A 19,542-nucleotide genomic window follows, 5' to 3' on the forward strand; every position below is an offset into this window, starting at 1 on the left:
GGGTGCCGAAGCGGGCCGGGTCCTCCAGGACGACGCCGGAGACCAGGTCCGGGCGGCGGCCGGCGGCCACCATGGCGGTGGCCGCGCCCATCGAGTGTCCGATGACGACCGGGGCGGGCGACGTCGACAGTCCCAGGGCGTCCCGTCCGCGCGAGGCGGCCTCCAGGTCCTCCAGGACGGCGATGAGGTCCTCCACGAGGACCTCCCCGGCGCGCTCGAGCTGGGCCTGCGTCCACCGCGGGGACAGGCCGTGCCCGCGGGCGTCGACCGCGACGACCCGGTACCCGCGGTCCGCCCAGTGGTCGATGGCCTCGGCCAGCGAGACCGCGGAACCGGTGATGCCGTGGAGCAGGACCAGGGTGGGGGCGCCGTCGGGCCCCGTGACGATGCGCGCCAGTGAAGTCATGCCCCCATCCTGCCTCGTCCCCGGCCCGTAGGCTGACCCCATGAGCGAGACGAGCGAGCAGAGCACGCCGAGGATGAACGTCGAGTCCTTCAACCTGGACCACACGAAGGTGGCCGCGCCGTATGTGCGCGTGGCCGACCGCAAGGAGCTGCCCGGCGGGGACGTGCTCGTCAAGTACGACGTGCGGTTCTGCCAGCCCAACCGCGAGCACCTGGAGATGGAGGCCGTGCACTCCATCGAGCACCTGAGCGCCGAGCTCATGCGTAACCACACCGACCGGCTCATCGACTTCTCCCCCATGGGCTGCCAGACCGGCTTCTACGCCCTCATGCTGGGGGTGGGGACCGAGGAGTTCCTGCCGCTTCTGGAGGCGACCTTCCGCGACATCCTCACTGCCGAGGAGGTGCCGGCGGCCAATGAGGTCCAGTGCGGCTGGGGGGCGAACCACTCGCTGGCCGCCGCCCAGGAGGCGGTGCGCGGCTTCCTCGCCGCCCGCGAGGAGTGGACGCGGGTCATGGCCTGAGGCATCCGCCTCTCCCGGCCGGGGACTTTTACTCGCGGTCGGGGACATCCCGCGCGTGCGGGGACACTCGCTCCCAGCCGGGGGCACTTCGCGCCTGCGGGGACGGGATTGCAGTCCCCGCAGGCGTCGAATGCCCCCGTCCGGAACAACACGCACCCGGCCACGCGAAATGTCCCCGCCGGTGAGGGCAGAAGCCGAGGAGAGGCCAGTCCTCACATCCTGGCAACACCGTGGCCGGCAGAGTGACGGGGTGAGACGGTGCGCCGTCACCGGGCTCCGACGTCGGGCCCGGTCCAGCACCGGCACCAACCGCATCCTGAATCGCACTCAGCCCACCCCCCGCCCACCCCGTGCCCGCGCCGCGAGGCACCGACCCGAAGAGAACCTGACGCACGTGGAGAGCATCGATACCGTCACCATCACCAATCCCGCCAACCCCGTCCTCATCTGGTGGGTCATCGCCCAGCCGCTGCTGCTCCTGCTGTCCTTCCTCGTGGGGCGGCTGACGCGGTTCCTGCTGCGCGGGCGGGTCGCTGTGTCGGATGCGGCGGCCACACTCATCGCGCTCGTCGGCCTGTGGCTGGGGCTGCTGCTGGCGGGATGGATCTTCGACGAGGGCGACCTGTTCTCGATCAAGATGCTGGCGACCTCCTGCGGCGTGGCGGTCGTGGTGCTGGTGGCGACCTCCGCGGTGCTGGCGCGCGTCCAGCACCGTCGCACGCTGCTGCCGATCGCGGAGGTGGCCCAGATGGGCGAGTCCGACCGTCTGGAGTTCAAGTCCTCAGCGCGTTGGAACCTACGCACGGACAAGCGCGACGAGGCCATGGAGGAGGTCGTGGCCAAGACGGTGGCGGCCTTCATGAACTCCGCGGGCGGCACACTCCTGCTCGGTGTCGATGACGGCGGCAATCTCATCGGGCTCGGCCCCGACTACACGACCCTCAAACAGCCCGACGCCGACCGCTTCGAGCTGTGGCTGCGCGGCATGTGGCGCACACGCATGGGCACGAACGCGGCTGCGCTGCCGCAGGTGGACTTCGCGCCGACCCCGGATGGGACCGCGGAGGTGTGCCGGGTGACCGCGCCCCCGTCCCCACTGCCGGTCTACCTCAAGCCGGCCAAGGGACGCGACGGGGCGGCGCTGTGGGTACGGGTCGGCAACTCGACGCGGCGCCTGGAGGTGGACGACGCCGTCGACTACGTCATGCTGCGCTGGCCGCGGATCAACCACGTGGCCTGGCCGATCCGGCTGGGGAACTTCCTGCTGCGGCGCGACCAGTCGCGCAGGGCACTGCCCATCAACCCGGCCGCGGCCGTCACCGCCGCCACGGGTTCCCGGGACGACGAGGCTGCGGGCAAGTAGGCCGTCATAGGCCAGGCCCGGCGGGGCGACCCGCACAGGCGGGAACAATCTGCGCGTTCGGGGACATATCCGCACAGCCGGGGACATCCTGCGCGTTCGGGGACGGGATTGCGGTCCCCGACGGCGTCGAACGCCCCCGCCCGGAACGACACGCACCCGGCCGCGCGGAATGTCCCCACCCGTGAGGGCGGGCCGACGGGAATCCGCCTGACCCGCCCTCGCCGGCCACCGCGAGCACCGGACTCAGGACACGACAGCGGCCTCCTTATCCGCAGCATCCTCAGCGTTCTCGGCCTGATTGTCCGCGCAGTCCGTCTCCGGTCGGGCCGACTGGCCGGCGTCGACCTCCTTCTGCTCCAGTGCCTGCTCCAGGCCCTCCCCTTCGACGTCGACGACAGGGAGCAGCCGGTCCAGCCATGCCGGCAGCCACCAAGCCTTCTCCCCCAGCGCCGCCATGAGCGCGGGAATGAGGGTCATGCGCACGAGGAAGGCATCGGCGGCGATCCCGACGGTCAGACCGAGGGCGATGGGCTTGACGTAAACGTTGTCGGTGTGAACGAAGGCCATGAAGACGCCGACCATGATGACGGCCGCCGCCACCACGACTTTCGCACTGCCCAGGAATCCGGTCTCGACCGCCGCCGCGGCCGCCTCACGACGAGCCGCAGGCGTCACGGAAGTCGCGTCACCGCGCCGCCGGCTCCACTCCTCGCGCATGCGCGAGACGAGGAAGACCTGGTAGTCCATGGCCAGCCCGAACAGGACTCCCATGACGATGACCGGCAGGAAGGAGATGACGGCGCCGACCTTGGAGACGGCCAGGAGGTCGGCCGCCCACCCCCAACCGAAGACGGCGCCCACCGCGCCCATGCCCGCCCCCAGCGACAGTAGGTACCCGAGGGTCGCGGTCACAGGAACGGCGACGGAGCGGAAGACCACCATGAGGAGGATGAGCGAGAGGCCCACCACCACGATGCCGAAGGGGATGAGGGCGGCGTTGAGCTCCTCGGCGACGTCGATCGCGACGGCGGTCTGGCCGGTGACCATGACGTTGTCGAGCCCGTAGCGGCTCTCATAGTCGCCGGCGTGGGAGCGGATGTTACGCACGAGCTCCATCGTGGCGGGGTCGGCCTGCGACTTCTCGGGACGGAGCTGGACGAAGGCGAGGGTCCCGTCCTCGTTGGGGGTGGCCAGGGAGACTCCCTCAACGCCGTCGAGCTGGGAGAGGTCACGGGCCAGGCCCTGAACCGCGGCGACGGAACCGGAGGGCTGAGAGACGTCGGCAATCACGACGATGGGGGAGTTGTAGCCCTCGCCGTAGGCCACGGCGACGGCGTCGTAGGTCTCGCGCTGCTGCGACCCCTTCTCGGCAAAACCGTTGTCGGTCAGGGCCAGGCGCAGGCCGCTGGCGGGGACGGCGCACAGTCCCAGGAGGACGACGACGGCGCCGATGGTCATCCAGGGGCGGCGGGTCACTGCGCGCGCCCAGCGGGACGCCGGCCTCCGGTCCGCGTCCACGCCGCTGGCAGCGACCTTGCCGCGGCGCGGGAGCAGACGCTTCCCGAGGATGCCGATGAGAGCCGGGACGACCGTCAGGGCCACGAGCACGGCCACCGCCACGACCGCCGCCGAGGCCAGTCCCATCGTGGTCAGGAACCTGATGCCGGCCACGCTCAAACCGCACAGGGCCACGATGACCGTGGTACCGGCGAAGACGACGGCCCCTCCGGAGGTGGCGGTGGCCCGCCCTGCGGCCTCGGCCGGCTCGACGCCGTCGGCGAGGTACTCACGCGCCCGCGAGACGATGAACAGTGCGTAGTCGATGCCGACCGCCAGTCCGATCATGACGGCCAGGACCGGGGTGGTGGAGTTGATGTCGGTGATGCTCGCCGCCGCGAGGATGCCGAGCATGCCGGTTCCCACACCGACGGCAGCGGCGATGAGCGGGGTGCCCGCAGCCACGAGGGAACCGAAGGAGATGAGCAGGACGATCGCGGCGATGGCGACGCCGACGAGCTCAACGGCGGAGATACCGATCCCCACCTCCTGGTCGATGTTGCCGCTGCGCTGGACCGTCAGAGACGAGTCCATGGCCTCGGTGCGCTCGGCGAGGGTATCGAGGTCTTGGGCGACGGTCTTGGCCTTCGGCGTGGTTCCGGTGGTGATGGAGCCGACCGAGGCGTCCGCCTGCACCTGGACGAGCACGTGGGTGCCGTCGGCGGAAACGGTCGACGCCACCCCGGTGGCCTTGTCCCCGAAGGGCGGGGAGACCGTGGCGACGCCGTCGATCTGCGAGGCCCGAAGGGCGAAGGCGTTGACGGCCGGGGCGTGGTTCTCGATGCGGCCGTTGGAGCTGGTGATGAGGACCTGCTCGCTCGTGCCGGCCGCTTGGGGAAGCCGGTCGGAGAGGACCTCCAGGCCCCGCATCGACTCGGTACCGGAGATGGTGAAGGTGTCGTCGAGCTGGATACCGGTGGTGGCGACGACGCCACCGAGGGCAGCGATGAGCAGCGCCCAGGCGGCGAGGACCCGGGTGGCGTGACGAGCGCACCATCGCCCCAGGGATAGGAGGAAGTTGGACATGGCAGCCCTTTCAGAAGGTACGGAGATGATCGAATTCGATACGCAAACGTACTGGATACATGTATGTATTGAAACCCAGGACGTTGTGACTCCTCGCACCCCCACAGCGCCGGTAAGGTGGGCGGTCTCATGACACCGAGCACCGACCCGCCAGCCGCCGAGCGCACACTGCGCAAGCGGGAGAACACCCGCGCCCGTCTCATCGAGGCGGCTGCGGACATCATCGCCTCCAAGGGCATCGCCAGCACTCGTATTGACGACGTCGTCAAGCAGGTCGGCTTCACCCGGGGCGCCTTCTACTCCAACTACTCCTCGCTCCAGGACATCCTGACCGAGGCCATCGTCACGCGCTCCAACACCTTGCTGTCACGGGTCACGCAGGCCATCGACTCCTTCGAGGGCGCTCCCACAATGGACTCGCTCATGGAGCTGCTCGAGGCCATCCGCCCCGAGGCCCGCACCATCTACCTACTGACCACGGAGTACTCCCTCTTCCAGCTGCGCAACCCCGACAGCCCGAAGATCCCCGGGACGGCTCGCGCCGACTTCACCGCCAGACTGTCCGGGACGGTCGAGAAGGTGCTCATCCGCATGGGACGCCGCCCCACCGTCCCCACGGCAAGCCTGGCTGATCTCGTCAGCCTGCTCTTCATGGACTCGATCACCGAGAGCATCGACGGCAGCAGGCTGCGCGACCTCATCGAGGCGGTCATCATCGGGCTGAGCACGCCGACGAACGCTGACGACGCCTGAGTCGCTCCGCACCAGAGCCCGCCTCCCGTCGAAGCCAGATCCCGCCCCCTCACAAGGTGCACATCGACACCATCCCCGGCGGCAGAAGGCCACAGCTACCAGCCGACCCCCACTGCACGCTCTCTACAGCGCCCCAACAGAGCCACCATGCGGCGAATCTGTCCGTACGGGACGACTTTGAATCACAGCAGCCGCACCACGGTTTACAAAGGCCCAGGTCATCACCCTGTTACTCACAGATACCAGATTCGATCAACCGTCAAAGCCGTCCCATCTGGACAAAACGGACACACCTCAATCCACAAGCACCCACTCCAGCGAGACACACTTTGATGATGTTTGACATCATTTACGTATGGATAAGTCATCCAGAATCGAGGAGCTGCTGGCGCGTCTCGCCGCTCACCAGGGAGCAGCGCGCCTGAGCACGCTGTGCAGCACGCGGACCGAACGGCGTCTTGCCACCCGAGCCGCCGCCGATGGGCTCATCAATCTTCACCCGAACCGCGTGGTCGCGCTGAAGAGTGCCGACCCTCGTTTCATCCTCTGCCGACGCATCAGGGGTGTTATCACCTGCGCCCATGCGATGCAGCACTACGGCCTGCCACTGCAATCAGCGCCCACAACGTTGCACATCGCCATCCCCTGCAACCAGGGTCACATACCGGACGCAATCGGGCGCGTCGTCACCCATCGGTTGAGCGGCCTCATTCTCCCCGCCGCAGATGCGGCACCGGTGGCACCCGTGGAACAGGCACTCATCTGTTACCTGCGTTGCGCGGATGAGCTTGATGCACTCATCGCACTCGATGCAGCCTTTCGACTTGGTCTGACTACCCGCCCTCAGCTCGAGAGCCTCCTACAGGGTCCGCGAAACCGCCGCACCCGTACGCTTGTGTCGCGCTCGCATTCCGATGCTCGCTCTCTCCTGGAGACGATCGCGCGTTACGAACTGGAAGAGGCCGGATACCGGCCAGCGACAGCAGTGTCCGTCCCCGGCGTCGGAGAAGTGGACCTAGTGCTGACAGCTCACCCACAAGACCTCGTCTCCGGCCTCACGCCCGACACCACGGCGCTTCGAGCAGGCAGCCACCCAGCGCTTCTCATTGAGGCGGACGGCTACGCCTTCCACTCCTCCCGTCTCGACTGGGAGCGCGACCACCTGCGCGACCAGGCCGCGATCAGCGCAAGCCACATCCCATTGCATCTGACCAGCCGACAGGTCCTCCAGCACAGCACGGTCGAGATTGTCGCCCCCGTCGCCATGCGCATGGGGATCATCCCGGTCATCCACTCCAGGTGGGGCGATGGCGCCCTCAACCCCATAGGTTCCAAGCAGGACGGAAACGGCAGACAAACTGGGAAAGTCGCCACATGGATCATTGGCGGACGCAGTCTGCCGCATCCGTCCGCCCCAGGAGTCAGACGTTCCGACTCCTGGCCCATGGACGTATGAACACAGCATGTCCTCAGGGGCATGACCTCGACAGAGCTGCCATACGGCGAATCTGTCCGTACGGGACGACTTTGAATCACAGCAGCCGCACCACGGTTTACAAAGGCCCAGGTCATCACCCTGTTACTCACAGATACCGGATTCGATCAACCGTCAAAGCCGTCCCATCTGGACACTTTCAGGGCTCGGGCACCCTCTGTAGGCTCAGCGTGTGAGTCGCACCAGTGCCGCGCCCGTCATCGTCTCCTGCGCCATGGCTGAGGAGGCCCAGCCCTTCCTGGACGCCCTGCCCGAGCGCGCGGCAGCCCAGGCGCCGACCCTGCCGGGCTCCGCGCGCGCCTGGTCCCTTCAGCTCCCCGACGACGAGCGCGAGCTCATCCTCATGCGCAGCGGTATCGGGCTTGTGGCGGCCGCGAGCGCGCTGGCGACGGTCCTGGCTCAGGTCCACCCCGGCGCCGTCGTCTCGGCGGGGACCACCGGTGGGCTCGGCCGACAGGTCGAGGTCGGCGACGTGTGCGCCTCAGCGAGCCTGGCCTACACCGATGCCGACGCCACCGCTTTCGGCTACGCCCGCGGCCAGACCCCGGGCCAGCCAGAGACCTTCACCGGGGACCCGGCCCTGCTGGAGCGCCTGGAGCAGGTGGGCCCGCAGGCCGTGCGCGGCGCCACGGCGTCGTCGGGCTCGGCGCGGCTGCGCGTCGGTCAGATGCTGGCTGGCAACTCCTTTGTGACGGCCGCGAACGTGGCCGACACCCGCGAGGTCTTCCCTGCGGCATTGAGCACGGACATGGAGTCGACGGCGCTGGCGCAGGTAGCGGCGAGCGCCGGCGTCCCCTTCGTCTCGGTGCGCGGCGTGTCCGACCTGTGCGGCCCCGAGGCGGGCCAGGACTTCCACATCGCCGCTGAGGAGGCCGCCGCCCGTAGTGCCGCGGTCGTCCTGGCTCTGCTCGGCTGATCCACTGACGGCCCCGAGCCTCACCGACATTTTCTTCACAGATCGACCTTTTCTTCAGAAAAGACCCGGAGCCGCGTCGTTTATGAAGTTTTGGTCGGTTTAGTCGGCCTGGCGCAAGCGAGCCTCACCGGCACGAGTCGGACTGCGGCGTGAAGGCCGACGTCGGGCAGCTGATGCCCCACTCATACATCGCATCGAGCACCGGCCGCAGGCTCCTGCCCAGGTCGGTGAGCTCGTAGACCACGCGGGGCGGCACCTCGGGGTAGGCGTGTCGGGTGACGATCCCACGCGACTCGAACATCCGCAGCCGGTTGGTCAGCGTGTGCGCGCTGATCCCCGGCAGGGCGTCGCGCAGCTCCCCGAAACGCTGCGGGCCGTGCATGAGCTCGCGCACGATGAGCGTCGCCCACGGCCCGTCGAACAGCAGCAGGAACCTCGCCACCCCGCACTCGGGAAGATCGACCTCACTCATGACATCGAAACCTACCCCAATAGTGCAGTTGACGTAACTGGTGTTTCGTATGCACTAATGGAGTTATGGCTAACATCGTTCACGGCGCCTCAGGCGCTCAAGGCTCTCCCGTCCTATCCGCTCTGACCTCCGCCGGGCGCACTGCCATCGCTGCGGTCCGGCACCCTGAGGCAGTCCCCGCCGGCATCGCCGCCCGGCAGGTCGACCTGGCCTCAGCGGACTCCCTCGCCGCCGCCTATGAGGGCGCCGACGGCGTCTTCGTCCACCTGCCCATGGGCGCAGCCGAGGCGGTGGCCGCCCAGGCCCGGGCCGTCGTCGAGGCGATCACCCGGGCCCGCCCCGGCCGCGTCGTCATCTCCACCAGCGGGCAGATCGTCGACCAGCCGGACTCACCGCTGCAGGCGCCCGCGGACAGCCCCATCATGACGCTCATCGACGGCGTGACCGGCAGCGGCGTCCCCACGGCCGTGGTCGCCCCGCGCCTCTACCTGGAGAACCTGCTCCTGCCGGTCGTCCTGGGCCCCGTGCTCGAGGAGGGCGTGCTGCGCTACCCGCTTTCGGCGTCGTTCCAGGTCTCCTGGAGCTCGCACCTGGATGTGGCCGAGGTCGTCGCCCGCCTGCTCACGGACGACTCCCCCACCACGGGCACAGTCGGCGTCGGCCACCTGCCCGGACTGACGGGACCGGATCTGGCCACGGCCTTCTCCAGCCGCTTGGGCCGCGAGGTCCGTTTCGAGGTCATCACGCCCGAAACCTTCGGCGAGCTCATCACACCGCTCTTCGGGCCGGCCGCGGCGCCGGTCGTTGACCTCTACCGGGCGCTCAACGCGCAGGACGGCAACACCATCGCCGAGGACAGCAGCGCCCAGGGGCTCCTGGGACTCCGGCCGCGCCCGATCGAGCAATGGCTTGAGGACCTGGCGGTCTCATAACCGGACTCACCGACATTTTCTTCACAGACCAACCTCTTCTTCATAGATGACCCGGAGCCCCGTCGTTTATGAAGTTTTGGTCGGTTTGCCGGACGCCACTCAGTCGGCCTAGCGCAGGCGGGCCTCGACGCGTTCGACCTTCGCGGTCATCTGGTCGGTCCAACCGGGACGGATGTCGGCCTTGAGGACGAGCGCCACGCGCGGGCTCACCTCAGCGACCGCCTCGCAGGCCCGCTTGACCACGTCCATGCACTCGTCCCACTCCCCCTCGACCGTGGTGAACATCGACGTCGTCTCATGGGGCAGCCCCGAATCGCGCACTACACGCACGGCTCGGGCCACCGCCTCCGAGACCGATCCGTCAGGGGCGTCAGTGGTGGTCGGGGACACGGAGAAGGCGATGAGCATGCGGCCAGGCTAGCCTCGCGGCACCATCCGGGCCGCCGCTCTGTCCGTTCTTGCCTTTGAGCGCACTCGAAGTCCTACGGTCTGCGTCATGACCAGCTCGACCGCTTCACGCAGCGAGCCCGACAACGTCCGGCTCCGCGAGGCGCTCCGCCTCGACTCCGTCCCACCCAGTGACAACGTCGGGCCGGCAACCGGGCCTGGTGCAGCCGGATGGGACATTGCGACCACTGCCGATCGCCTGGGGGTCAGCGCCCACACGCTGCGCTACTACGAGCGGATCGGACTCGTGCGGGTGGACCGTGACGCCTCGGGACATCGTCGTTACGACGCCGCCGGCGTACGGCGTCTGGTATTCCTCACCCGGATGCGGGCCTCGGGCATGCCGATCCGCGATCTGCGGCGCTATGTCGACATGGTCGAGGCCGGCCGGGACACGGTGCCCGAGCGCCTGTCCCTGCTCACCGAGCACCGCTACGGCCTGCGCACCCGCATCGACGAGCTCCGGCTCGCGCTGGCCGCCACCGACTACAAGATCGCCGCCTACACGCGGGAGCTGGAGGGGCAGGCCGCCACGGACAACATCGACACTTCCGAGACTGACAAGGAGAACCCCTCATGACCGCTGAAACCTCTCACCCCCAGCACGACGTCAGCAGCCCCGAGAACCTGGCCCGGCGCGAGCGCGGCCTGGAGGTCGCCCGCTCGGTCGACGGTGAGGCGGCCCAGGCCGTCATCGAATCGCTGGCGGACATCAGCCCGGCGCTCGGCCACCACATCGCGGCCTTCGGTTTCGGGGACGTCTACGCCCGCCCCGGGCTCGACCCGCGCAGCCGCCAGCTCGTCACGATCGGCGTGCTCACGGCCCTGGGCGGCTGCGAGCCGCAGCTGAGGATCCACATCGGGGCTGCCCTCAACGTGGGGCTGACCCGCGAGGAGATCATCGAGGCGATCCTGCACGCCTCGGTCTACGCCGGTTTCCCGCGGGCGCTCAACGCGACCTTCGTGGCACGCGAGGTCTTCGCCGAACGCGACGCCACCGACTGATCGTCCACATCGGCTCGTATCGCGGCGGCCTCAGCAGGTCGCAGCGCGGGGCTCAAAATGAGGCAGCGTGTCCACATCGGTGACAAAGGCGGGCTCCGGGTGCACATCGCCGCGAAGAAACCGCATGATTCCGCGGTTCTGTTGACGGCCTGATCGGGCTGCAGGTTCCTTTGTCACCGATGTGGACACCTCTGGGCTCACTCGGCCCGGATCCGGCGGCCCCGGAGGCACTCCCCCGCCCACCGCCGTCAGGTCACCCCTTACAGCGCCACGAGGACCTGGACCATGACGATCTTGACGACGATGGCCAGGGCGAACAGGGTCGCGTAGCCGGCCTCGATGCGCTCGTCATCGCGTTTGGACAGGGCGAAGGCCAGGATCGCGGGCTGCCCGACGAGTCCGGCCAGGCCGCCGGAGGCGCGCTGCGCGGAGACCCCCGCCCACCGCGCCCCGGTCAGCAGGACGATGGCGCTGACCGCCACGACGAGCGCGGCGAGCACCCCCACCTTGAGCCCCGTCATCGAGAAGGCCGAGGCCGCGAAGTCCGGCCCGGAGGCCAGCCCGATCGCGGCCAGGAAGAACAGCAGCCCCAGCTGGCGAATGGTGGAGTTGGCGGCGTGCGGCAGTCCCCACACGAAGGGCCCGGTGCGCCCCACCCTCCCCAGGACCATGCCGACGACGAGCGGCCCGGCCGCCACCCCGAGCCGCAGGGTGATGCCTCCGGGAAGCGGGATCGCCACCAGCCCCAGGAGCACGCCGAGCGCCATACCGGCCCCGACGGAGAAGGCGTCGATCTGAGCGATGGAGCGCTCGGAGTCGCCGAACCAGTCGGCGGCCTTCTCCAGCTCGTCGCTGGGGACGACCGCCAGCACCCGGTCGCCGAGCTCCAGGACGAGGTCCTCGCGGGCCAGCAGGTCGAGGTCGCCGCGCTTGACGCGGGTGATGACGCCCTGGAAGCGCCCGGGCATGTCCACCTCGGCGATGGTGCGACCGGCCACCCGTGTCGAGGAGACGGTCAGGCGCCGGAAGTCGACGGCGGTGCGGTCCTTGGCCAGGCAGTTGTGGAGCCCGGTGCCCAGGTCGTGCATGGCGGACTCGACGGCGGCCGGCGCCCCGACGATGACGACCTTGTCGCCGGGCAGCAGCTCCTCACCGGGGGCCACGACCCGGGTCTCGCCGTCGCGCTCCAGGTAGGAGATGCGGATGCTCCCCTCCTTGAAGGCCTTCATCTCGCCGAGCGCCACCCGCTGGAGGAGGTAGACGCTGGTGGCGGTGATGCCGTCGGCGCTGGCGGGCCGCGGGTCGCGTCGCCCGGGCCAGGAGCGTCCCACGACTCCGGACACGATGAGGATGGCGACGGCCACGCCCACGGGGTAGGCCAGGGCGTAGCCGACGGCGGGCTCCTGGGTGCCGGCCGCCTCGATGGCGGCGTCGAGCACCGGCGAGGTGAGGGCGCCCGCGTAGGCGCCGGAGTCCATCGCAGGGCTCACGCCGGCCAGGTGGGAGTAGAGGCCGCCCGCTCCGCCGGCGATCACGAGCGCGACGACGCACAGAGCCATGAGCGGCAGCTGCCTGCGCAGGTCGCGGAAGAAGGTGTTGCCGGCGGCCAGGCCCACGGTGTAGCAGAACAGGGCCAGGCCGAGGCTGCGCAGCAGGGTGAGGTCGGCGCCGAGCCGGGGGTCGAGGGCACCCACCGCGAGGCCCATGAAGAGCGCCCCGGCGGCGCCGAAGCGGATCGGTCCCAGTGGGATCTGCCCGACGGCGGTCCCCAGGCCGATGACGAGGAAGACGGTGAGGATCGGCGCCTGCGCAAGGACGTCGAGAACGGGATGGAGCACGGACACGACGCCAGGGTAGCCGTACGCCCAGAGCTCACTGCACGTTGTTCCCGGCGAGGCCCGGGAACGTCATGTGTGACGCCGGATAGCGGCCACTAGAAGTAGTATTCAATAGGTGGGATAAATGGCATTGATGTCGGGGGTGAAAGACATGCACCCCGCCACCGGACTCACCGTTACTTCCCTTCCGCCACCAGGAGGAATACCCTGGAGGAGTCACCGGAGACGATGACGTCACACCTTTTCTCGACGACGAGAACGGAATCCCGATGCCCCAGAAAGAAGCCTCCTTACCCACCTACTCACAGGAGGAGGAGAAACGGATCATCCGCAACGCCGACGGCGTCCCCGTCGGCATACGTCCTGATAATCGATGGACACCCGCACGAATCGCCACATGGGTGGTCATCACCGCCCTGGGTGTCCTGGGGTGGTGGATGCTGGCGGTCGTGCGCGGCGAGCACGTCAACACCATCTGGTTCGTGGTCACCGCCGTATGCACCTACGCGATCGGGTACCGCTTCTACGCCCTCTACATCCAGCGGCGCATCATGCGCCCCGACGACACCAACGCCACCCCGGCCGAGCGCATCAACAACGGGCGCGACTTCGACCCCACCCACCGTGTCGTCCTCTACGGCCACCACTTCGCGGCCATCGCCGGCGCCGGCCCGCTGGTCGGCCCGGTCCTGGCCGCCCAGATGGGCTACCTGCCCGGCACCCTGTGGATCATCATCGGCGTCCTCGTGGCCGGCGCGGTCCAGGACATGCTCGTCCTGTTCTTCTCCATGCGCCGCGGCGGCCGCTCCCTGGGCCAGATGGCCACTGACGAGATCGGCAAGATCGGCGGCATCGTGGCGACCATCGTCGTCTTCGTCATGCTCATGATCGTCCTGGCGGTCCTGGCCATGGTCTGCGTCAACGCCCTGGCCGCCTCCCCGTGGGGCGTCTTCTCGGTGGGCATGACCATCCCGATCGCCATCGGGATGGGCCTGTGGCTGCGCTTCGTCCAGCCCGGCAAGATCACCCAGGTCTCCTTCGTCGGCTTCGGCCTGCTCATCGCCGTCATCATCGGCGGGCGCTGGGTGGCCGAGTCCTCCTTCGGCCACTACCTGCACCTGTCCCCCACCACCCTGGTGTGGGCCATGATCATCTACGGCTTCCTGGCCGCGGTCCTGCCGGTGTGGGTCCTGCTCACCCCGCGTGACTACCTGTCGACCTTCATGAAGGTCGGCACCATCACGATCCTGGCCCTGGGCATCATCATCGTGCGCCCCCTGGTGGAGATGGCCGCCGTCACGGAGTTCGCCTTCAACACCGCGGGCCCCGTCTTCGCCGGCACCCTCTTCCCCTTCCTGTTCATCACCATCGCCTGCGGCGCCCTGTCCGGCATGCACGCCATGGTCTCCTCGGGCACCAGCCCCAAGATGGTGGAGAAGGAGACCCAGGTCCGCATGATCGGCTACGGCGGCATGCTCATGGAGTCCTTCGTGGCCATCATGGCGCTGGCGGCCGCGGTCTCGTTGAGCCCGGGCATCTACTTCTCCATGAACACCTCGACGGCGACCATGAACAAGCTCGCCGGCCCCGAGACGGTGGCCGCCGCCCCCTGCAAGACCACCGACGACCCGGAGCACCACTGCGAGAAGCTCGCCGAGGCCGCCGTCGCCAAGCTCGGCGTCACCGACGCCCAGGGCCGCAAGCTCACCCCCGAGTGGGACTCCTGGGATGACAACGGCACCCCCAAGACCTACACGGGCGCCGAGGCCCTGGAGCGCCTGGCCAGCGACGTCGGCGAGCCCAACGTCGTCTCGCGCACCGGCGGCGCCCCCACCCTGTCGGTGGGCATCGCCCACATCCTCCACCAGATCGGCGGGGGCCGGGCCATGATGGGCTTCTGGTACCACTTCGCCATCATGTTCGAGGCCCTGTTCATCCTCTCGGCCGTCGACGCCGTCACCCGCGTGGCCCGTTTCCAGCTCTCCGACGCGCTGGGCAACGCCTTCCCCAAGTTCAAGGACCCGTCCTGGCACGTGGGCGCCTGGGGGACCACGGCGGTCGTCGTCGCCTCCTGGGGGGCTCTGCTCCTCATGGGGGTCACCGACCCGCGCGGCGGCATCCAGACGCTCTACCCGCTGTTCGGCATCGCCAACCAGCTCATCGCCGCCGTGGCCCTGCTGGTGGTCACCGTCATGGTGGTGCGCAAGGGCTACACGAAGTGGGTGTGGATCCCCGCGATCCCGCTGGTCTTCGACACGGCCGTCACCTTCACGGCCTCGTGGCAGAAGATCTTCTCCACCGATCCGCTCGTGGGCTACTTCCAGCAGCATCGCGAGGCCGTCGCCAAGCTGGGCACGCTCTCCGACCCGGCCAAGATCGAGGAGACCAAGGCGATCGTGCGCAACACGATGATTCAGGGGACGTTGTCGATCGTCTTCCTGGTCATGGTCGCCTTCGTCATGGTCTGCGCCCTCATCCGCATCGTCCAGACGATCCGCAACCGGGACACGACGACGTCGGAGGACCCGTACCAGGAGTCCAACTTCTACGCGCCTGAGACGATGATCGCCTCCTCGCTCATGAAGAAGGTCTCCCGGGAGTACGAGCAGGTGGGCGACCCGGCCCTCATCCCCCACAAGGCCCACGCGGAGAAGTCATGACGGCTACTCCTCCGACACCGCAGCCGGCGGATCGGGTGAGCGCCCGACGTCGGGTGCACCAGGTCCTGACCCGGGCCCGCACCCTGTGGCGGGACATGACCGGGGAGTCCGCCTATGACCGCTACCTGGAGCGCTACGCCCGCGAGCACGCGCAGTGCCCCAACGGGCACGGGGGCGCCCACGGCTCCGAGCACGGTTCTGGGCACGGCCCCATGAGTGAGCGCGAGTTCTGGCGCGCCCGGGCCAAGCAGGCTGAGACGGAGATCAACGCCAGCTGCTGCTGAGTCCCGGGGAACTCGCCCCTGTGCTCCGATCGTTACCGCCCGCCTTCCGGGGTTCCCGGAGGGCGGGCGGTAGCGTCGTGAGCGTGCCCGCCCAGCAGCCCGCGCCCGAAGCACTGACCTCCGCCGACTCCCCCGACACCTCCTGGGGGACGTCACCGGCGTCGGCCGGTGCGCCGTCCGCCGGCCGCACCACGGGCCCGAACACGCCCGAGGCCCTCCCCCCGGGCCCCTCCTCCTATGAGCGGATCGCCCGCGTCGCGGCGGTCATCCTCCTGGCCGTCATCTGCGTGGCGGTCACATGGCCCTCCGGACGCGAGGTCGCCGAGCTCAAGGACACCATGGGACCGGGCTTCCTCAGCTCCGAGGGCAAGGACGTCGTCCTCAACCTGGTGATGCTGGCGCCGGCCACCTTCTGCGCCGTCGCGGGATGGCGGGACATACCCTGGTGGATATGGGCGCTGGTGGGCTGCGTCGTCGGACTGAGCGCCGAGGTGCTCCAGAGCCTCCTGCCGATGCTGGAGCGGCGCCCCTCGCTGGCCAATGTCGGCCAGAACGCCGTCGGCGCCTGGGCCGGCGCCCTGACCGCCTGGTACCTGTTGCGCCGCCTGCACCCCCGGCCCGCCGCCTGACTCCCCCGTCATCACCGGAACGACGCCGCACCGTCACGAGCGGACCGCGTCCCTTCAAGGGCGGGGACGCTCAGGCACCGTGCGCGCACCACACGAGGGTGGGGTGCTACTGGAAGAGGGTCGGGGATACTCCACGTAGGCGGGGCCTTCGTGCAGTACGCACAACCTTCGGCCAGTAGATCCCGGCCCTCGTGCAGTGGGCCGACCCGCGGGATCCGGAGCAGGGCCGACCCGGAAACGGGGACAGCGAAAGGCCCGGACCATGCGGCCCGGGCCTTTCCGTTCTGTGCGCGGGGGGGGACTCGAACCCCCATGATCGTAAGATCACACGGACCTGAACCGTGCGCGTCTACCAATTCCGCCACTCGCGCGAGAAGCGAGCATGAGACTAGCCTGCCACCCCCGCCGCCGTCCAATCCTCACCGCCACATCCGGCCGTGAGACCGCTCACGACACAATTACCTCACACAGCGGGGGCCGTCTCCCCTGCAATCGCTTCGCTACCGTTACGATGGGAACGGTATCGGCCTGCACGCAGGACCGTGCAGGCCCATAGCGAGGCGGGACAGTCCCGTCTCCCGGCTCCATCCCGGGGGCCGCCACACCATATTTGGGGGAGGTACTGTCCATGGGATTCCTGGACAAGTTCGAGAAAGGCGTCGAGAACGTCACGAACCGCGCCATGTCCCGTTTCTCGGACGACATCGAGCCCATCGAGATCGCCTCGAAGCTCCGCGAGACCATGGACAAGCGCGCGGCGTCCTTCGCCCGCGACCGTTCAGTGGTTCCCAACATCTTCCGCATCCACCTCACCCCACCGAGCATCGAACGCATCACCGCCTGGGGCCAGGACGAGATGGTGCGTCAGATGGAGGAGGTCGCCACCTCGCACGCCGCGGACCAGGGCTACTCCTTCGTCGGCCCGGTCGAGGTCTCCTTCCTCGTCAACAACAACCCCAACGCCCCGGCGATCGAGATCGAGTCCTCCACGCGGCGCGGCGCCGCCGCCCCGGCCGCCTCCGCCACCGCCACCCCGGCGCACCCGATCGTCGACATCAACGGCCAGCGCTACCTGCTCACCGGACCGGTCACCGTCATCGGGCGCGGCTCGGAGGCGGACATCATCGTCGACGACTCCGGCGTCTCACGCCGTCACCTGGAGATCCGCCTGACGCACGGCAACGCCATCGCCAGCGACCTGGGCTCCACCAACGGCACCTTCGTCGAGGGCCAGCGGGTCGACGCCGTCACCCTCGTGGACGGCAACACCCTCACCATCGGCCGCACCCAGATCCTGTTCTGGGATGGCACCCAGAACAGCGGAGTCAACGGGTGAGCGCACTCGCCTTCACGATCCTACGGCTGGGCTACCTGGTCCTGCTGTGGTTCTTCCTGTACCTCATCGTGCGCGTCATGCGCCGCGATATGGCCGACTCCCCCGTCGCCGGCCCGTCACGTCGACGCTCCGCGGGCGGCTCCGAGCAGCCCTCAGGCCCGCCCCCCAGGGGCCGACGACGCAGCGCCACCCGCCTGGTCATCACCGAGGGCCCGCTGGCCGGCTCGACCGTGCCCCTGAGCCCGTCGTCGATCATCATCGGCCGCTCACCCTCCTGCACCCTGGTCCTTGACGACTCCTACGCCTCATCGCGCCACGCCCGCGTCTTCCCCAAGGACGGCGCCTGGTGGCTGGAGGACCTCGGATCCACCAACGGAACCATGATGGACGGCCGCCCCGTGCACGGCGCCGTGGAGCTCCCCATGAACATTCCTGTCAGAATCGGCCAAACGACGCTGGAGCTGCGCTCATGACCATCTCCCTGCGCTTCGCCGCACGCTCCGACGTCGGCCTGGTCCGCCAGTCCAACCAGGACTCGGGCTACGCCGGCCCCCACCTGTGCGTCCTGTGCGACGGGATGGGCGGGCCCGCGGGCGGAGACATCGCCTCGGCGGTCGCCGTCGAGCACCTCATGCCCTTGGACGCAGACTCCCACCAGGCCGGTGAGCTGCTGGGCCTCATGCGCGACGCCGTCCAGGCCGCCCACACCGAGCTCGTCACCCTGTCCTCGCAGGATCCCGACCTCGCCGGTCTGGGGACCACCTGCATCGGCGTCATGCGCAGCGGCAACAAGCTCGCCATGGTCCACGTGGGTGACTCGCGCGCCTACATGCTGCGTGACGGCACCCTCACGCAGGTCACCACCGACCACACCTTCGTGGAGTACCTCGTGGAGACCGGGCGCCTCACCCGGGACCAGGCCCGCCAGCACCCGCAGCGCTCGGTCCTCCTGCGCGTCCTGGGGGACACCGAGGGCGAGGTCCAGCTCGACGAGTCGATCCGCGAAGCCGTTCCCGGCGACCGCTGGCTGCTGTGCTCCGACGGCCTGAGCGGCCCGGTGACCGCCGAGACCATCGGTGAGGTCCTGGCCGGCGTCGCCGACCCCGGTCAGGCCGCCGATCAGCTCATCGACCTGGCGCTGCGCGCCGGCGGACCGGACAACGTCACCGCCGTCGTCTTCGACGTCGTCAAGGACGACCCCGAACCGCAGACCGTCCCGCAGGTGGTGGGCAGCGCCGCCACCGAGCGCCTGGCCCAGGAGCGTGCCGCCGCCGCCCATCGCGCGGGTGACGGGGAGGCCAAGGCCAAGGACACCGAGGCCACCAGCCCCGCCGCCAAGGCCGCAGCCCTCATGGCCACCCTGGAGGAGCAGGCCGGCTCCACCCCTACGAAGGAGTCCTCCGAGGCCAACGAGGCCATCGCCGCGGAGGCCGCCACCCAGCAGAAGGCCCGACGCCGTCACCGCCGTCGGGTCCTCGTGGGCGGCCTCGTCCTGCTGGCCACGCTCGTCGGGGCCAGCGCCCTGTTCTACCGCTGGACCCAGACCCGCTACTACGTCTCCACCTACAAGGGCGAGGTCGCCATCTACCAGGGGATCCCCCAGTCCGTCGGCCCCCTCAAGCTGAGCCACTCGGTCAAGACCTACGCGGACCTGCCGGTGGAGGAGCTCGATCACAACATCCGCGAGCGCCTGGAGGCCACCGTCACCCAGTCGTCGATGAGCGACGCGGAGACCTACGTGGACAAGACGGTTCGCTCCTACCGCAAGCCGGCCGCCGCCCCGCAGAGCACCTCGGGCCCCACGGCCAAGCCCTCATCCCCCTCATCCTCACCCACCTCCACCCCGTCGCCGGCCTCCGCCACACCGACCCAGCCCGGCAAGACCGGGCAGGAGGGGTGA

Annotated in this window: 19 protein-coding genes and 1 tRNA gene; 14 read left to right on the plus strand and 6 right to left on the minus strand. The window is 69.1% G+C overall.

The features are described from left to right. A partial coding sequence (locus tag RIV12_RS04565; protein WP_309322480.1) for an alpha/beta hydrolase occupies positions 1-406 on the minus strand: 406 nt, incomplete at its 3' end. Positions 407-446: 40 nt separating this feature from the next. Between RIV12_RS04565 and RIV12_RS04570 the strand changes: the two genes are divergently transcribed. Beyond that, entirely contained in the window at positions 447-929 is a 483-nt protein-coding gene (locus RIV12_RS04570) for an S-ribosylhomocysteine lyase (RefSeq protein ID WP_075417897.1), read from the plus strand. Between the two features lie 394 nt (positions 930-1,323). Beyond that, positions 1,324-2,292: an AlbA family DNA-binding domain-containing protein gene (locus RIV12_RS04575; RefSeq protein WP_075417898.1), complete on the plus strand. Its 969-nt coding sequence runs from the start codon at positions 1,324-1,326 to the stop codon at positions 2,290-2,292. Positions 2,293-2,535: 243 nt separating this feature from the next. Here RIV12_RS04575 and RIV12_RS04580 read toward each other — a convergent pair whose 3' ends face one another. Next, positions 2,536-4,875, minus strand: a complete 2,340-nt coding sequence (locus tag RIV12_RS04580) for an MMPL family transporter (protein ID WP_309322482.1) — start codon at positions 4,873-4,875, stop codon at positions 2,536-2,538. Positions 4,876-5,004: 129 nt separating this feature from the next. On the opposite strand from RIV12_RS04580, the gene RIV12_RS04585 reads away from it, so the two are divergent. The 3 genes from RIV12_RS04585 to mtnN all read left to right on the plus strand — a co-directional run bounded on the left by RIV12_RS04585 (position 5,005) and on the right by mtnN (position 8,039). Further along, positions 5,005-5,628, plus strand: a complete 624-nt coding sequence (locus RIV12_RS04585; RefSeq protein ID WP_309322484.1) for a TetR/AcrR family transcriptional regulator — start codon at positions 5,005-5,007, stop codon at positions 5,626-5,628. A 355-nt stretch (positions 5,629-5,983) separates the two neighbouring features. Next, positions 5,984-7,084: a hypothetical protein gene (locus RIV12_RS04590; RefSeq protein WP_309322485.1), complete on the plus strand. Its 1,101-nt coding sequence runs from the start codon at positions 5,984-5,986 to the stop codon at positions 7,082-7,084. A gap of 211 nt (positions 7,085-7,295) precedes the next feature. After that, on the plus strand, positions 7,296-8,039 hold the full coding sequence (gene mtnN / locus RIV12_RS04595; RefSeq protein ID WP_309322487.1) for a 5'-methylthioadenosine/S-adenosylhomocysteine nucleosidase: 744 nt from the start codon (positions 7,296-7,298) through the stop codon (positions 8,037-8,039). Between the two features lie 124 nt (positions 8,040-8,163). Here the strand turns inward: mtnN and RIV12_RS04600 are convergent, their stop codons facing one another. Then, positions 8,164-8,511 (minus strand): winged helix-turn-helix transcriptional regulator, encoded by a 348-nt coding sequence (locus tag RIV12_RS04600; protein ID WP_309322489.1) that lies wholly within the window; start codon positions 8,509-8,511, stop codon positions 8,164-8,166. A 65-nt stretch (positions 8,512-8,576) separates the two neighbouring features. Here RIV12_RS04600 and RIV12_RS04605 point away from each other — a divergent pair, with 65 nt between their 5' ends. Continuing rightward, on the plus strand, positions 8,577-9,443 hold the full coding sequence (locus RIV12_RS04605; RefSeq protein WP_309322491.1) for an NmrA family NAD(P)-binding protein: 867 nt from the start codon (positions 8,577-8,579) through the stop codon (positions 9,441-9,443). Between the two features lie 108 nt (positions 9,444-9,551). Here the strand turns inward: RIV12_RS04605 and RIV12_RS04610 are convergent, their stop codons facing one another. Beyond that, entirely contained in the window at positions 9,552-9,851 is a 300-nt protein-coding gene (locus RIV12_RS04610; RefSeq protein WP_075417904.1) for a thiamine-binding protein, read from the minus strand. Positions 9,852-9,939: 88 nt separating this feature from the next. On the opposite strand from RIV12_RS04610, the gene RIV12_RS04615 reads away from it, so the two are divergent. Together RIV12_RS04615 and RIV12_RS04620 are read left to right on the plus strand one after the other, a co-directional pair. Then, positions 9,940-10,470: a MerR family transcriptional regulator gene (locus RIV12_RS04615; RefSeq protein WP_309322493.1), complete on the plus strand. Its 531-nt coding sequence runs from the start codon at positions 9,940-9,942 to the stop codon at positions 10,468-10,470. After that, positions 10,467-10,895, plus strand: coding sequence for a carboxymuconolactone decarboxylase family protein (locus RIV12_RS04620; protein WP_309322495.1), 429 nt, complete (start codon positions 10,467-10,469; stop codon positions 10,893-10,895). Before RIV12_RS04615 ends, RIV12_RS04620 begins: the two co-directional genes overlap by 4 nt. A 260-nt stretch (positions 10,896-11,155) precedes the next feature. Here the strand turns inward: RIV12_RS04620 and RIV12_RS04625 are convergent, their stop codons facing one another. Beyond that, on the minus strand, positions 11,156-12,739 hold the full coding sequence (locus RIV12_RS04625) for an aspartate:alanine exchanger family transporter (protein ID WP_309322497.1): 1,584 nt from the start codon (positions 12,737-12,739) through the stop codon (positions 11,156-11,158). Positions 12,740-13,002: 263 nt separating this feature from the next. Here RIV12_RS04625 and RIV12_RS04630 point away from each other — a divergent pair, with 263 nt between their 5' ends. The 3 genes from RIV12_RS04630 (at position 13,003) to RIV12_RS04640 (ending at position 16,306) form a co-directional block, all read left to right on the plus strand. After that, positions 13,003-15,393 (plus strand): carbon starvation CstA family protein, encoded by a 2,391-nt coding sequence (locus RIV12_RS04630; RefSeq protein ID WP_309322499.1) that lies wholly within the window; start codon positions 13,003-13,005, stop codon positions 15,391-15,393. Beyond that, positions 15,390-15,677, plus strand: a complete 288-nt coding sequence (locus RIV12_RS04635) for a YbdD/YjiX family protein (RefSeq protein WP_309322501.1) — start codon at positions 15,390-15,392, stop codon at positions 15,675-15,677. Before RIV12_RS04630 ends, RIV12_RS04635 begins: the two co-directional genes overlap by 4 nt. Before the next feature lie 83 nt (positions 15,678-15,760). Then, positions 15,761-16,306 (plus strand): VanZ family protein, encoded by a 546-nt coding sequence (locus RIV12_RS04640; protein ID WP_309322503.1) that lies wholly within the window; start codon positions 15,761-15,763, stop codon positions 16,304-16,306. 287 nt (positions 16,307-16,593) lie between these two features. Here RIV12_RS04640 and RIV12_RS04645 read toward each other — a convergent pair. Next, positions 16,594-16,677 (minus strand) — tRNA-Leu (locus tag RIV12_RS04645). A gap of 257 nt (positions 16,678-16,934) precedes the next feature. On the opposite strand from RIV12_RS04645, the gene RIV12_RS04650 reads away from it, so the two are divergent. Genes RIV12_RS04650 through RIV12_RS04660 form a run of 3 tightly spaced genes read left to right on the plus strand, consistent with a single transcriptional unit; the run spans position 16,935 to position 19,542 of the window. After that, the gene (locus RIV12_RS04650; protein WP_003788601.1) at positions 16,935-17,642 is read left to right on the plus strand and encodes an FHA domain-containing protein; all 708 of its coding nucleotides are present in this window, start codon (positions 16,935-16,937) and stop codon (positions 17,640-17,642) included. After that, positions 17,639-18,115 (plus strand): FHA domain-containing protein FhaB/FipA, encoded by a 477-nt coding sequence (locus RIV12_RS04655; protein ID WP_003788599.1) that lies wholly within the window; start codon positions 17,639-17,641, stop codon positions 18,113-18,115. The genes RIV12_RS04650 and RIV12_RS04655 overlap by 4 nt, the downstream gene beginning before the upstream one ends. Then, positions 18,112-19,542: a PP2C family protein-serine/threonine phosphatase gene (locus RIV12_RS04660; RefSeq protein WP_075417910.1), complete on the plus strand. Its 1,431-nt coding sequence runs from the start codon at positions 18,112-18,114 to the stop codon at positions 19,540-19,542. Before RIV12_RS04655 ends, RIV12_RS04660 begins: the two co-directional genes overlap by 4 nt.

This window comes from Actinomyces stomatis, assembly GCF_031292835.1.
GTDB classification, from domain to species: domain Bacteria; phylum Actinomycetota; class Actinomycetes; order Actinomycetales; family Actinomycetaceae; genus Actinomyces; species Actinomyces stomatis.

Coding starts and splice junctions, on each gene's coding strand:
- RIV12_RS04580 (WP_309322482.1), bottom strand. CDS start 4,875: ATGTCCAACTTCCTCCTATCCCTGGGGCGATGGTGCGCTCGTCACGCC.
- RIV12_RS04650 (WP_003788601.1), top strand. CDS start 16,935: ATGGGATTCCTGGACAAGTTCGAGAAAGGCGTCGAGAACGTCACGAAC.
- RIV12_RS04570 (WP_075417897.1), top strand. CDS start 447: ATGAGCGAGACGAGCGAGCAGAGCACGCCGAGGATGAACGTCGAGTCC.
- RIV12_RS04590 (WP_309322485.1), top strand. CDS start 5,984: ATGGATAAGTCATCCAGAATCGAGGAGCTGCTGGCGCGTCTCGCCGCT.
- RIV12_RS04620 (WP_309322495.1), top strand. CDS start 10,467: ATGACCGCTGAAACCTCTCACCCCCAGCACGACGTCAGCAGCCCCGAG.
- RIV12_RS04585 (WP_309322484.1), top strand. CDS start 5,005: ATGACACCGAGCACCGACCCGCCAGCCGCCGAGCGCACACTGCGCAAG.
- RIV12_RS04605 (WP_309322491.1), top strand. CDS start 8,577: ATGGCTAACATCGTTCACGGCGCCTCAGGCGCTCAAGGCTCTCCCGTC.
- RIV12_RS04615 (WP_309322493.1), top strand. CDS start 9,940: ATGACCAGCTCGACCGCTTCACGCAGCGAGCCCGACAACGTCCGGCTC.
- RIV12_RS04630 (WP_309322499.1), top strand. CDS start 13,003: ATGCCCCAGAAAGAAGCCTCCTTACCCACCTACTCACAGGAGGAGGAG.
- RIV12_RS04660 (WP_075417910.1), top strand. CDS start 18,112: ATGACCATCTCCCTGCGCTTCGCCGCACGCTCCGACGTCGGCCTGGTC.
- RIV12_RS04635 (WP_309322501.1), top strand. CDS start 15,390: ATGACGGCTACTCCTCCGACACCGCAGCCGGCGGATCGGGTGAGCGCC.
- RIV12_RS04610 (WP_075417904.1), bottom strand. CDS start 9,851: ATGCTCATCGCCTTCTCCGTGTCCCCGACCACCACTGACGCCCCTGAC.
- RIV12_RS04600 (WP_309322489.1), bottom strand. CDS start 8,511: ATGAGTGAGGTCGATCTTCCCGAGTGCGGGGTGGCGAGGTTCCTGCTG.